Source organism: Thioalkalivibrio sp. ALJT, from assembly GCF_000381825.1.
In the GTDB taxonomy this organism is placed as follows: domain Bacteria; phylum Pseudomonadota; class Gammaproteobacteria; order Ectothiorhodospirales; family Ectothiorhodospiraceae; genus Thioalkalivibrio.
In genome coordinates this window covers 1-13948 of record NZ_KB907127.1, presented here as the reverse complement: position 1 = coordinate 13948, position 13948 = coordinate 1, and the positions used below count along the sequence as shown (strand labels likewise).

Sequence of the window (13948 nt, the reverse complement as noted above, 5' to 3'; positions counted from 1 at the left end):
GTGCCCGGGCGAGTTCACGACCCGAGAGACCTTCAGACGCAGATGTCGGATTACTCATGGCACTTCCTTACAGTTGGCGGCAGCAACGGTAAATAACGCTGTACTGAACTGCCGGACCCGCTACGTGGGCCCGGCAGGTACCGGGGCTCGTCTTAGCGGCCGCGGTCGACCACGAAGGCCATGCCCTGGCTCTGGGCGTAGTTATCGTAGGCGATGAATCGCACCATCATGCCCGGATTGGCACGGCGGCATTCTTCCACTTCCTGCAGAACGGACTCCACGGACTGCTCACCGAAGAACGGCAGCTTCCACATGTACCAGTAGTGGGCCATGGCGTTTTCCTTCTCGCTGTACTCGATCGCCGGGTTCCAGCCCTGGGCGAGGCAGTATTCGATCTGCTTACGCACCTGGTCGGCGTTCATCTCCGGCAGGTAGGAGAAGGTCTCGTACTTCTGCGACTGCTTGAAGTTCTGGATATCAGACATGTCGGTAATCCTGTGCTCTTGTTCTTTCAGGGTGCGGGTGCCCCGTCAGGCCACCCGCACTCGGGCGATCACTTGTGCTGGGTGTCCAGCTTGTCGACGGTGTCGAACTCGAACTTGATCTCTTTCCACGTTTCCATGGCGATCTTCAGCTCGGGGCTGTGCTGAGCGGCCTGGGTCAGGATCTCCTTGCCTTCGCGCTCGATGTCCCGGCCTTCGTTACGCGCCTGGACACAGGCTTCCAGCGCGACACGGTTGGCCGCCGCACCCGGGGCGTTGCCCCACGGATGGCCCAGCGTACCGCCACCGAACTGCAGAACGGAGTCGTCGCCGAAGATGGAAACCAGGGCCGGCATGTGCCAGACGTGGATACCACCGGAGGCCACGGCGAACACGCCCGGCATGGAGCCCCAGTCCTGATCGAAGAAGATGCCGCGCGAGCGGTCTTCCGGCACGAAGGATTCGCGCAGCAGGTCGATCCAGCCCAGGGTTGCGGCGCGGTCGCCTTCCAGCTTGCCGACCACGGTGCCGGTGTGCAGGTGGTCACCACCGGACAGACGCAGGATCTTGGCCAGCACACGGAAGTGGATCCCGTGCTTCGGATGGCGGTCGAGCACCGCGTGCATCGCACGGTGGATGTGCAGCAGCACGCCGTTGTCGCGGCACCAGTTGGCCAGGCCCGTGTTGGCGCAGAAACCACCGGTGATGTAGTCGTGCATGATGATCGGCGCGCCAATCTCCTTGGCGAACTCGGCACGCTTGTACATCTCTTCCGGGGTCGGCGCAGTGACGTTCAGGTAGTGACCCTTGCGCTCACCGGTCTCGGCTTCGGCCTTTTCGGTCGCTTCCTGGACGAACTCGAAGCGGTCACGCCAGCGCATGAACGGCTGCGAGTTGATGTTCTCGTCATCCTTGGTGAAGTCGAGACCGCCACGCAGGCACTCGTACACGGCGCGGCCATAGTTCTTCGCGGACAGACCCAGCTTCGGCTTGATCGTGCAACCCAGCATCGGACGACCGTATTTGTTCAGCTTGTCACGCTCGACCTGGATACCGGAGGGCGGACCACCACAGGTCTTCACGTAGGCCATCGGGAAACGCACGTCTTCCAGACGCAGGGCGCGGATGGCCTTGAAGCCGAACACGTTGCCCACCAGCGAGGTGAACACGTTGACCATCGAACCTTCTTCGAACAGGTCGATCGGGTAGGCGATGAACGCGTAGAAGGACTCGTCGTCACCCGGCACGTCTTCGATGGAGTACGCACGGCCCTTGTAGTAGTCCATGTCGGTCAGGAGGTCGGTCCACACCGTGGTCCAGGTACCGGTGGACGATTCGGCCGCCACAGCGGCTGCCGCTTCTTCGCGGTCAATTCCCGGCTGCGGGGTGATCTTGAAACATGCCAGAAGATCGGTATCCAGCGGCATGTATTCCGGCATCCAGTAGGTTTCGCGGTAATCCTTGACACCCGCGGAGTACTTCTTGGCGGCCATGTGGCTTTCTCCTACGCGTTGGTTAATCGTGACGGTCGCCTAGATTAGGCAGGGCAATCGCTAATAACAAATAAATAATCTAGATACGACCGATAGACTAGCGTTTATACAAAAGCCGGGCAGCGGGAACGCCGCTGACCGGCAGGGGTTCGGGTTCGCATGGGCGCTGCCGGACAGCAAACGCCCTGCTGCGCCAGAATGCGGATCGTGATTGTAGTCCAAGACCGTAGCGCTTGCATGACTTTTGGGGGAGAGGCCCTGCAACAGGGCCTCTCCCCAGGCGGCCTGCGCCCCCGGGCGGGGCGTCAGGCCGGCCCGGACGCTGCATCGGCGCCCGCGGTAGCAGCCCGGTGATCACGGGCGAGGTACAGATAGATGGCGGGCACCACGAACAGGGTAAACAAGGTGCCGATCGCCATGCCGCTGGCGATCACCAGCCCCATCGCAAAGCGCGAGCCGGCACCGGCACCCGTGGCCAGCAACAGCGGCACCATGGCCACGACGGTGGCGGTGGTCGTCATCAGGATCGGGCGCAGACGCAGGCTCGCCGCCTCTTCGATCGCCTCGCGCAGGCCGCGGCCCTGGCGCTGCAACTGGTTGGCGAACTCCACGATCAGGATGCCGTGCTTTGCAATCAGTCCGACCAGGGTCAACAAGCCCACCTGGGTATAGATGTTCAGCGAGGTGACCCCGAGGCTGATGAAGGTCAGCGCGCCGGCGATCGACATCGGCACGGTGGTCAGGATGATCAGCGGATCCCGGAAGGACTCGAACTGCGCCGCCAGCACCAGGAAGATCACGATCAGCGCGAAGAAGAAGGTAATGACCAGGTCGCCACCCTCCGCCTTCAGCTGACGCGACTGCCCGGCGTAGTCGACACTGACGCCGGGCGGCAGCACCTCGGCCGCGATCGCGTCAATAATGTCCAGGGCCTCGCCCAGAGTCACGCCCGGACGCGGCACCGCGGACAGGGTGACCGCGTTCAACTGCTGGAAGCGTTGCAGCGAACGCGGCGTGACGCGCTCCTCCAGGGTCACGATGCTGGACAACGGCACCGGCTCGCCGTCGCGGGTGCGGGTAAACAACTCCTCCAGTTGTTCGGGATTCAGGCGCTCCGTGCGCTGGATCTGGGGGATCACCCGATAGCTGCGATTCTCCATCGCGAAGCGCCCGGCAAAGCCACCGGACAGCAGGGTCGCCAGGTCCGCGTTCAGGGTGGCCATGTCGATGCCCAGTTGCGCGGCGCGCTCGCGATCGATCTTCAGGTCCACCTGCGGCTGATCGAAGTCGAGATCGCTGTCAATAAAGATGAAGCGGCCGCTCGCGCGTGCCCGTTCCAGGATCTCGTCGGCGAGCTGACCCAGCTCCTCGAACGACCCGGTGGAACCCAGCACCACGCTGACCGGCGTGCCGTCACCCGGCGTCGGCAGCTGTGGCGGCTGTACCGCGAAGACCTCCAGCGCCGGGATACGCTCCAGGCGCGGCTGCAGGTCCTGCTCCAGGATCGTCTCGGTATCGCGCTCGCGCTGGTCCCAGGGGGCCAGCACGAAACCGCCCAGGGCCTGGTTGCTGGCACCGGCAAGCCCCGGTCCGCCGCCGAAGCCATTGACGATGAAGATATTCTCCAGTTCCGGGATCACGTCGAAGTAATCGTCGGTCAGCGCTGTATTGCGCTCCAGCCAGTCCAGCCCCATATGGGCATCGCCCTCCATGATGGAGAACGCGAAGCCCTGGTCCTCCGGCGGCTCCAGCTCGGCCTGCGAGGTCACGAAGAGGAAGTAGCACGACACCAGCACGATGGCCCCGAAGACCGCGATGGTGAAACGATCGTTCAGGGCCCCGTGCAGACGCCGGCGATACCGCCGCTGCAAGCCGTCAAAACGCGCGTCCAGCCAACTCTCAATGCGGCCGCGGCGTTCGGTGGCGCCGTCTCGCAGGATCTTCGAGCACATCATCGGCGACAAGGTGATGGCCACGATCCCGGAGATCACCACGGTCGCTGCCAGGGTAAACGCAAACTCGATGAACAGGGTCCCGGTCAGCCCCCCGATGAAACCCAGCGGCAGAAACACCGCGACCAGTGTGGTCGACATGGCCACAACCGGCCACGCCAGCTCGCGCGCGCCCTGGATCGCCGCATCCATGCGCGACATCCCCTCCTCGATATGGCGCGAGATGTTCTCCAGCATGATGATCGCGTCATCCACCACAATGCCGATGGCGAGCACCATCGCCAGCAGGGTCAGCAGGTTGAGCGAGAACCCCATCAGCAGCATCAGCATGAAGGTCCCCACCAGCGACAGCGGTACCGCCACCGCCGGGATGATCACGCTGCGCAGGGAGCCGAGGAACAGGTAGATCACCACCAGCACGATGACCAGGGCCAGGCCGATTGTCGTCAGCACCTCGTCGATCGCGCTCTGGATATAGTCGGTAGAGTCGTAAACGATCTCGCCCTCCAGCCCCGAGGGCAGGCGCGGGAGGATGCGCGTATCGAACACATCGCGCACCTCGGCGATCACGTCCAGGGCATTCGCATCCGGCGCCAGCTCGATTCCCACGAACGTCGCCGCCTCGCCGTTAAAGCGCACCGAGGTGTCGTAGCTCTCGGACCCCAGCTCGACCTCGGCGACATCCTCCAGGCGCACCAGATCGCCATCGGCCTCGAACAGGATCAACTGCTCGAACGCCTCCGGGCGCTGCAGATCGGTATCCGCGGTCAGATCCAGCCCGACCATCGAGCCGCGGGTCTGACCCACGGCCGAGAGCACATTGTTGCGCTCCAGGGCCTCGCGGACGTCGCGCCCGGTCACGCCATAGGCGGCCATGCGGCTGGGATCCAGCCAGGCGCGCATGGCAAAGCTCTGTGCGCCGAGGATCTCGGCGCGCTGCACGCCGTTGATGGTCGCCAGTTCCGGCTGCACCTCGCGGATCAGGTAGTCCGTGGTCTGATTGTTGGTCAGGCGCTCGGAGTAGAAGGACATGTACATTGCGGCCACGTCCTGACCGACCGACAGGTCCACTACCGGGTCCTCGGCCTCGGCCGGCAGATCGCTGCGGATCTTGTCGACCTGCGCCGAGATCTGGGTCAGGGCCTCGTTGGGGGCATAGTCCAGCTCCAGGTGGGCCTCGACGATACTGATGCCGGCGCGACTGGTAGAGACCAGGTAATCGATCCCCTCGGCCTCCGCCACCTCGCGCTCCATCGGGGTGGTGATGAAGCCCTGCACCAGGTCGGCATCCGCCCCTACGTAGGCGGTGCTGACGGTGACCACTGCGTTCTGCACCTCGGGGAACTGGCGCACGTTCAGGTCGAAAACCGCGCGCACCCCGAACAGCAGGATGAACAGGCTGACCACCGTGGCCAGCACGGGTTTCTGGATGAAGATATCGGTAAAGCGCATGGTCGCGGGCCTGCTCAGCGGTTGGCCGGGCGCGGATCACGCTCGGCATCCGGCTGCGCATCCTCGGTGATCTCCACCGGGGTATCGTTCTGCAGCTTCAACAGGCCGCTGGCCGCCACCTGCTCGCCCGGCTCGAGGCCGTCGACCACCCGCACCAGATCGCCGCGGCGCTCGCCGACCTCGATCAGCCGCTGTTCGACTCGCTTCTGCCCCTCGGCATCCTCCCGGATCACGAACACCGACTGCCCCCACGGCGCGAAGCGCACCGCAGTCTGCGGGATTACCACCATCTCCTCCGCCACGCCGCGGTCCAGGGTCACGCGGGCGAACTGACCCGGACGCAGGCGCCCGTCCTCGTTGTCCAGCCGTGCCTGCACCCGGAACATGCGCGAGGCCGCGCGCACCCGCGGCTCGATCGCCGTGACCTCGCCGATGAACGGCTCGTCAAAGGCCGCGACCTCAACACCCACCTCCTGGCCCAGCGCCACATCGCCCAGGCGCCGCTCCGGCAGGGTGAAGTTCACATACAGCGGCTGCAGTGCCTCGAGCACCACGATCGGATCACCCGGGCCGACGAACTGCCCCGCATTCACCTGGCGGATGCCCAGCTCGCCGGCGAAGGGCGCGCGCAGGCTCTTCTGCCGGATCCGGGCCTCCTGGGCCTTGACCGCGGCCGCCGCCTGCTCCGCCTCGGCCACCCGCCGCTGGAATTCGGAATCGGAGATGTCGCGGCGCTCGGTCAGCCCCCGCGCGCGCTCCAGTTCTCGCCGCGCCAGACGCTCTGCGGCGCGCAGACTCTCCAGCTCGGCCTCATCCAGCGCGGTATCGAGATCCACCAGCGGATCACCGGCCTCGACCCGGGCCCCGCTCTCGAAGTGGATCTCCCGCACCAGACCCTGCGCCTCGAAGCTAAGAGTTGCTCCCTGCACCGCCTCCAGATCGCCGATGGCGCGCAACTGCGGCGTCCAGGCATCAATCCCGACCTCCGCCGCGTTGATGGTGGCCACCGGCTCCGGCATCTCGTCGAAAAACGCCGCAATCTGCTGATCCACAAAGGCCTTGAAACCAAAGATGCCACCAAGCACGACGGCCACGGCCACCAGCATCAGGATAAAACGCTTCATCGAAATCTCCCGGTCCGGCAGGGTCAGTCCCACCGGCGTAATCTGGGGCGGATCAGTCCGCCGCAGTCCTCTCGCATTCAACGGTATCGGCGCCAATCCCGGCCGCCGCCAGGGCGGCCCGCACGCGGTCGGTCTCCGCGCGCACCCGCGCGGGGTCGTCCGGATCCAGGCACGGTTCCCAGCGCCAGCCCGTCAGCAGCGCGTGGAAGTGGCGAATCAAGTGGTCATAAGGGCGGTGGATGTCATAGGCGTCCAGCAGTCCCTGGGCATTGGCCAGATCCTGCATCCCTACATTGAGCGCCCACGGCCCCAGCCCCATCTCCTCCGCGCCCATCTCGCGGGCCGGTGGCAGATCCCCATGCGCGCGGGCCTCGGACACCACCGCCCCCACCGCCTCGCTGATCGGTCGCGCCGCCTCCAGCAGCGCCGTACGCCGGGCGACCGAGACATTCGCCCACACCACTTCGGTCACCAGATATTGCATGAGCCGGTGGTAATCGGGGTTGACGGCCGCGAAATCGATATCCGCCAGCACAATCGCCAGCATGCGCGCGCGCGTGTCCAGATCCAGCCCCGGGATCACGCGAAAGCGGGCGGCGCGTTTGCGCGTGGAACGCGCCGCCACGGCCGCCAGCAGGTCCTCGCGGGATTCGAAATGCTGATACAGCGTGCCAGTGGCGTACTCGCAGTCCGCCGCCAGCTTCGACATCTGCAGACCCAGCAGGCCGTCTTCGCGGATGCGCGCATGCGCCCGATCGATAAACAGCGCCTCGCGCGCCTCGCGCTCGCGCCTTCTGCGGTCCTCGGTGCTCATGTGATCGAGCATATCGAACCAACGCCACTTTTTGAACCTGATTCACACATGACCCGAAAAAAGCCGGAGACATCCCCGGCCATTGCCCTCACGCGCTCTCGCGCAGCAAGCGCACGATCGCGTCGGCCACGCTGCGACTGGACTGCGGGTTCTGCCCCGTCACCAGCCTGCCGTCGACCACCACGTGATCGGCCCAGTCCTCCGCGGCATCCACCGTGCCGCCCAGTTCCTGCAGCTTGTCCTGCAGCAGGAACGGCATGGCGCGGTCCAGCTGGACGGCCTTCTCCTCGCTGTTAGTGAAGGCCGCGACCTTGCGCCCCTGCACCGCCGAGCGACCATCCGCCAGCATTGCCCCGACCAGGCAGGCAGGGCCATGACAAACCGCCCCACTACCTTGTCGTGCTCGAGAAATTCGGCCACCAGGCGCTGCACATGCGGATTCTCCGGCAGATCGAACATGGTGCCATGCCCGCCGGGGAAGAAGGTCGCCGCATAGGCGTCGTGATGCATGTCGCCATCCAGTGCGATGGTGGCATCCAGGGCCCGCCGTTGCCCCCGGGTGGCTGGCCTCCAGGCTCCTGGGGTCCAGCGGCACCGGGCCACCCCGGGGGCTCGCCACCTTGATCTCGAAGCCGGCCTTTCGGAAGCGGTCGTAGGGCTCCGCGAATTCATCGAACCACACGCCGGTGGCCAGCCCCGGGGCGATCTCGCCATGACTGGTCACGACCATCAGAATCGTCTGGCTCATCCCTTACTCACTCTGTATCCACGTGTTGCATGGACTCGCAACGCGCCACCAGGTTCCTGTAGCCACGATCTCGGCGCGCGCAGAAACGCTCGCCCCCGCTCGAGGCGGGGGCGACAGGACAGAGAGACGGGGAGCCGCAGGGGGCGGATGGCCCGCTGCATTTACACGCGGTAGTAGTCGCGGTACCACTCAACAAAGCGGGCGATCCCGTCTTCCACCGCCGTCGCCGGGGCATAGCCCACGTCGACGCGCAGGGCCTCGACATCCGCATAGGTGTCCGGCACATCGCCCGGCTGGAGGGGCAGCAGGTTTTTTTCGGCCTTCCGGCCCAGGCAGTCCTCCAGCACCTCGATGTACCGCATTAGCTCCACCGGCTCGTGGTTGCCGATGTTGTACAGGCGATAGGGGGCCGCGCTGGTCGCGGAATCGGGCGCGGCACCGTCCCAGTCCGAGTTGCGCGGAGCGACATGGTCCAGGGTGCGGATCACGCCCTCGACGATGTCGTCGATATAGGTGAAATCACGCCGATGATGGCCATAGTTGAAGACATCGATCGGTTCACCCGCCAGGATCTTCTTCGTGAACATGAACAATGCCATGTCCGGCCGACCCCAGGGGCCATACACGGTGAAGAAACGCAGTCCGGTCACCGGCAGATCGTAGAGATGGCTGTAGGTATGCGCCATCAGCTCGTTGGCCTTCTTGCTGGCGGCGTAGAGGCTCAGCGGATGATCCACGTTGTCATGCACCGAGAAGGGCATGGTGGTGTTGGCCCCGTACACCGAACTCGAGCTCGCATAGACCAGATGCTCGACCCCGTTATGGCGGCAGCCCTCCAGGATGTTCCCGAAACCGACCAGGTTGGTGTCGACATAGGCCGCCGGGTTCTCCAGCGAATAGCGAACCCCGGCCTGGGCCGCCAGATTCACCACCCGCTCGGGGCGGTGCTCACGGAACACCCGCTCCATTGCGGCACGGTCGGCGATATCCTCGCGGAGGTCCGTGTAATTCGGATCATCCCGGGTGCGCGCCAGGCGTGCCTGCTTCAATGAAACGTCGTAATAGTCGTTCAGACTGTCGACGCCGATCACGTCATCGCCGCGTTCCAGCAGGCGCAGGCTCAGTGCACTTCCGATGAAACCGGCCGCACCGGTGACAAGCACCTTCACCCTGTTGCCCCTTGCACCAAGTCAGTCCTTGTCGTCCGGCAGGGTAATGTTCAGTTCCAGCACCTCACAATCCCCCTCGCGATCCACGTTCATCAGCACCGCATCGTCACTCACCTGCACGTACTTGCGGATCACCTGCAACAGTTCCTGCTGCATCGCCGGGAGATAGTCGGGGCCGGAGCGCGCCGCACGCTCGCGTGCCACGATGATCTGCAGGCGCTCCTTGGCGACGTTGGCGCTCTTCTGGCTCGGCTGACGGAAATAATCGAAGATCCCCATAGTCAGGTCACCCCTTGAACAGGCGCCCGAAGAGGCTTTTCTTCGGCACATCAACAAAACGCAGCGGACACTCCTCGCCCAGGAAGCGGGCCACCGCATCCAGGTAGGCCTGCCCGGCATCGGATTCCTGGTCCAGCACCACTGGCTGGCCCGCATTGGAGGCAGTGAGCACGGCCTGCGACTCGGGGATCACGCCCAGGAGATCGATGGCCAGTATCTCGCCCACGTCTTCAATGTTCAGCATCTCGCCGCGTTCGGCACGCTCGGCCGAATAGCGCGTCAGCAGCAGCCTGCCCTCAATCGGATCGCCGCCCTGCTCCACTCTGCGCGTCTTGCTCGCCAGAATCCCGAGGATACGATCGGAGTCGCGCACGGAAGAGACCTCGGGATTGGTCACCACGATCGCTTCGTCAGCGAAGTACGCGGCCATCAGCGCCCCACGCTCGATACCCGCCGGGCTGTCACAGACAATAAAGTCAAAATCCTCGGACAGCTCGTTCAGGACCTGCTCCACACCCTCCTGCGTCAAGGCGTCCTTGTCGCGGGTCTGGGAAGCCGGAAGGATGTACAGGTTATCCACCCGCTTGTCGCGAATCAGGGCCTGCTTCAGGTTCGCATCGCCGTTGATCACGTTGATGAAGTCGTACACCACGCGGCGCTCGCAGCCCATGATCAGGTCGAGATTACGCAGACCCACATCGAAATCGATCACGGCGGTCTTGTGACCACGCAACGCCAGCCCGGTGGCAATCGCGGCCGAGGTGGTGGTCTTGCCCACCCCGCCCTTGCCCGAGGTAATCACTACAATTCGTGCCATGTTGGCCGCAGCTCCTTGTCGTCATGCCTACGCCCGGCAATATCACCGCAGCGTGCGGACGGGTTCCCGTCGTTCATCACCGGCAGGCTGCCGGTCAGACCCCCACGATCTTGAGGCTTTCACCGTCCAGTGTCACCAGCTGGTTTTCGCCGCGCTCGGATTCAGTAATGTCTTCGGCAATCCGGTAATGCCCGGCGATGGATAACAACTCGGCGTCCAGTCGCCGACAGAAGATACACGCCGTGGTCATCCCACGCACCCCGGCCAGCGCACGCCCCCTTAACGGGCCCAGCACATGGATGTGCCCATCGGCCAGCAATTCGGCCCCGGCCGAGACCGGCCCGGTCACGATCAGGTCGCCGCCGCGCGCATAGATCTGCTGCCCGGAACGCACCGGCTGATCGACCACGCGGGTCGTACTGTGCACCGCGGCCACCTCGGCCGGCGCGCTCTTCTCCGGCGCCGCGGCAGCCCGAGCGGGCGCCGGACTCGAATCCTCCAGCGGCACCTCGCCACCGGGGGCACCGCCGCGCCCGCCCAGCTGCAGAACCGGCAGAACATCGAACAGTTCGGCATAGCTTTGCAGGCGCTCGGCAACCTCGCCGGCCTGCAACCCGATAAGATTGAAACCCTCGGCACGCACCCGTTCGATCGTCGCCTGAAGATCCGACTCCAGGCTCTCGGCTACCGCCTCCAGGTCGAGCACGATCGGCATGTCACCCATCAGCTCCGGGGCCTGCTGCCGCCGCGCCGCCAGTGCCGCACCCAGGGCCTTCGGGTCCGTCTGGTACACGCGCAGCACTGAGACCAGCATCATGCGCCCCTTCAATTCAATGGCCTGGATGGAACTCGGGGTCGCACTCATGGAATCGGCTGGCTCGCTGGCGGTGGTTCGCGTCAAGTAAAGGCCGCGCCGGATAACAGGTTCGTCCGGCGCGAGGTGCGCTTTATAGCGCGGCGGGGGGCCGCGCAGCAAGGGAATCAGTGCCATGCGTCGCGCCGCAACGGAAGCGCCGGTCAATCTGACCCATCAATCTGCGTTTTCCAGGACGGTACCTCAACCGCGTGGTGGCCCCGGGATCAGCGTGTTGGTTCGGCGCACATAGTCGGCATAACCAGGTCGGGAATCATGCAGCCGCCTTTCCAGCAGCGTGACCCCCGACACCCGCAGGATCAGCAGGATCATCAGCACCGCCGACGGCAGGGCCCACCAGCCGCCCGCGGCCAGGGCCAGCAGACCGAATCCGGTCCAGACCACGATCTCGCCGAAGTAGTTGGGGTGACGACTGTAGCGCCACAGACCACGATCCATGACCTGCCCGCGGTTCGCCGGCTCCGCCCGGAACCGTGCCATCTGCGTATCCGCCAGAGTCTCGAACCCAAGCCCGACCGCCCACACCAGAACGGCCGCCAGCGCGAGCGGCCACCAGAGCCCGTCGGCCTGCACGACCGCCAGCATCGGCAGCCCAATCACTGCAACCAGCGCCCCCTGAAGCCAGAAGATCGTAACCAGGCTGCGCGCGGCAAAGGCCCGCTCCGAACGTCCGGCTCGCATCGCGGTGTAGCGGCCGTCTTCGCCATGGCCCCAGTTGCGCCAGGCGATAAAAATGGAAAGCCGCAACCCCCAGAACAGCACCGGCAGCACGATCCACAGCCCGTGCAGGGGCCACCCAGACAGCCCCCAGACCACCCCGGTGAACAGCACAAAGGCCAGTCCCCAGTAACGGTCGACCAGACTGGCATCACGGCGTTGCACACTGGCCAGCCACACGGCGGTCATCAGCACCAGGACCGCCGCCAGTCCGACCATAAAGACTGTCCCGCCCGCCACCGGCTAGGCCTCCGGACGCCGGAACAGGATGTGCGATACAAACCATTCGTTACCACCGCGATAATCGAACAGCTCCGCACAGGCCATGTAGAACATGCGCCAGCGCTGGAACCACAGCGCGGCATCCCCGGCGCCATAGGTCTGCTCGAACAAGGGCATCAAGGCGTCACGCGCATCATCCTGACGGGCCAGCCAAGCATTCAGCGTGCGCGCGTAATGCTGGCCGTTGACACGCCACTGGCGCTGCACCCGCAGGTCATCCTGAAAGTGTCGGGCCAGATCATCCGCCGGCATCAGGCCGTCACGAAAGAAGTACTGTCCCATCCAGTCATGAGCACCCTCACTCTCGAAGAAGTAGGCAAACTCCCGATGCGCAAACACATGCATGAAAAATTGTCCGCCGGGGCGCAGCCAGCTCGCCACGCGGCGCAGGAGCTCGGGCCAGTTGCGCATGTGTTCGAACATCTCCACGGACATTACCCGGTCGAAGTCCGACGTATCGGGGGCAAACGCGTTCATGTCGGCGGTGATCACTGTCAGGTTGTCGAGTCCGAGCGCGTCGCGACGCGCCTCGATCGAAGCCCGCTGCGTCGCCGAATTCGATACCGAAACAATCCGCGACTCGGGATACTGCTGCGCCATCCACAATGACAACGAGCCCCAGCCACAGCCCAGTTCCAGAACCTGCTGCCCGTTCTCCAGACCTGCACGTTCGCAGCTCAGGCGGAGCATCGCCTCCTCCGCCGCGCCCAGCTCGTCCACGCCCTCCGGCCACAAGGCACAGGAATACTTGAGCCATGGCCCGAGACACTGCTCGAAGTATGCGGTAGGCACCTCGTAATGCTGTTCGTTCGCCACATCCGTGGACAAGGCAACCGGCGCCGCCTGCATCGCCTCGATCAGCGCATAACGCTGCTCCATCGCCTGTTCAGCCGGCGCACCACTGCGGCGCAGACGCTCCGCCAGCAGGCGGCGGATACCCGCACGCACCAGGCTATCCGGGAGCCGTCCCTGTTCCGCCCATTCGATCATCCGCTGCATCACACGCCGTCCTGTTGAGGTTGATGAGTTCCTTGACCCCGAACCGGCGAGACGGTTCCAACGAACAATCGCTTTGCCAACCGGCGTGAAAGACAGTGCACTAGAGAACAGAGACATAATGGCGAACGCACACACCCGCTTTGGTGGTTCAGAGGTTCCGGGACCTCGCGCGTCGTGCAGCGGGTATTGGTTCTACCCGCCCGTTTTCGATGGATTCGGGGCGCAACACAGGATCGGGCCATATTCATTCAGAATCGGGGGGGGCACCAACCCCACAAGCCAGTGAAAGCAGGGGCTCAGCCGCCCGTTTTTGATCAGCAACGGGCGCGGGAACGGCGTTGCGGTTCACCTGTAGCAGAGTGACTGCACGGCCGTCACCGCGCATTAAACGCACGCAAAAGCGACTCGAGCGCGGACGTGCGATTCAATCAGCGTCTCCCTAGTGCCCCTTAACAATAGTTCGCAGTATTATTGAGGCGCTCGCTTACACGGGCGATGGAGGCGATGATCTGGTCGGCGGTTTTGCGCCAGATGAACGGTCGGGGTTCATCGTTGTATGTCTCCAGGTATTCGCGGATGGAATCCTCGAGTTCCCGAGTGCTGCGATGCGAACCGCGTTTGATCCAGCGTTCCGAGATGAGCGCGAAGAAGCGTTCAACCAAGTTGATCCATGACGCCGAGGTGGGCGTGAAGTGCACATGGTAACGCGGCCGCGCAGCGAACCACGCACGCACTTTTTCGGTTTT

11 protein-coding genes and 2 pseudogenes are annotated in these 13948 nt (G+C 64.5%); all 13 read right to left on the bottom strand.

Annotated features, from left to right (window positions below; all coding sequences use genetic code 11):
- Positions 1 to 152 precede the first annotated feature (152 nt).
- On the bottom strand, positions 153 to 485 hold the full coding sequence (locus tag G332_RS0108730; protein WP_019626616.1) for a ribulose bisphosphate carboxylase small subunit: 333 nt from the start codon (positions 483 to 485) through the stop codon (positions 153 to 155).
- A gap of 68 nt (positions 486 to 553) precedes the next feature.
- A complete protein-coding gene (locus G332_RS0108725; RefSeq protein ID WP_019626615.1) occupies positions 554 to 1975 on the bottom strand; it encodes a form I ribulose bisphosphate carboxylase large subunit in 1422 nt (473 codons plus the stop codon).
- 305 nt (positions 1976 to 2280) lie between these two features.
- A complete protein-coding gene (locus G332_RS0108720; RefSeq protein ID WP_019626614.1) occupies positions 2281 to 5379 on the bottom strand; it encodes an efflux RND transporter permease subunit in 3099 nt (1032 codons plus the stop codon).
- A gap of 14 nt (positions 5380 to 5393) precedes the next feature.
- The gene (locus G332_RS0108715; RefSeq protein WP_026340730.1) at positions 5394 to 6503 is read right to left on the bottom strand and encodes an efflux RND transporter periplasmic adaptor subunit; all 1110 of its coding nucleotides are present in this window, start codon (positions 6501 to 6503) and stop codon (positions 5394 to 5396) included.
- Positions 6504 to 6555: 52 nt separating this feature from the next.
- Entirely contained in the window at positions 6556 to 7329 is a 774-nt protein-coding gene (locus G332_RS0108710; RefSeq protein WP_019626612.1) for a TetR/AcrR family transcriptional regulator, read from the bottom strand.
- A 76-nt stretch (positions 7330 to 7405) separates the two neighbouring features.
- A pseudogene (locus G332_RS12825) lies at positions 7406 to 8065 on the bottom strand (type 1 glutamine amidotransferase domain-containing protein).
- Between the two features lie 161 nt (positions 8066 to 8226).
- Positions 8227 to 9234, bottom strand: coding sequence for an NAD-dependent epimerase (locus G332_RS0108700; RefSeq protein ID WP_019626610.1), 1008 nt, complete (start codon positions 9232 to 9234; stop codon positions 8227 to 8229).
- A 21-nt stretch (positions 9235 to 9255) separates the two neighbouring features.
- A complete protein-coding gene (minE, locus tag G332_RS0108695) occupies positions 9256 to 9513 on the bottom strand; it encodes a cell division topological specificity factor MinE (RefSeq protein WP_019626609.1) in 258 nt (85 codons plus the stop codon).
- A gap of 7 nt (positions 9514 to 9520) precedes the next feature.
- Entirely contained in the window at positions 9521 to 10330 is an 810-nt protein-coding gene (gene minD, locus G332_RS0108690) for a septum site-determining protein MinD (protein WP_026340729.1), read from the bottom strand.
- Between the two features lie 94 nt (positions 10331 to 10424).
- Positions 10425 to 11147: a septum site-determining protein MinC gene (gene minC / locus G332_RS0108685; protein WP_019626607.1), complete on the bottom strand. Its 723-nt coding sequence runs from the start codon at positions 11145 to 11147 to the stop codon at positions 10425 to 10427.
- Between the two features lie 240 nt (positions 11148 to 11387).
- Positions 11388 to 12161, bottom strand: a complete 774-nt coding sequence (locus G332_RS0108675) for a DUF1295 domain-containing protein (protein ID WP_026340728.1) — start codon at positions 12159 to 12161, stop codon at positions 11388 to 11390.
- 3 nt (positions 12162 to 12164) lie between these two features.
- Complete coding sequence (locus G332_RS0108670; RefSeq protein ID WP_019626604.1) at positions 12165 to 13202, bottom strand: cyclopropane-fatty-acyl-phospholipid synthase family protein; 1038 nt, start codon at positions 13200 to 13202, stop codon at positions 12165 to 12167.
- Between the two features lie 449 nt (positions 13203 to 13651).
- Positions 13652 to 13948: pseudogene (locus G332_RS12820) on the bottom strand (IS630 family transposase); the annotation flags it as partial.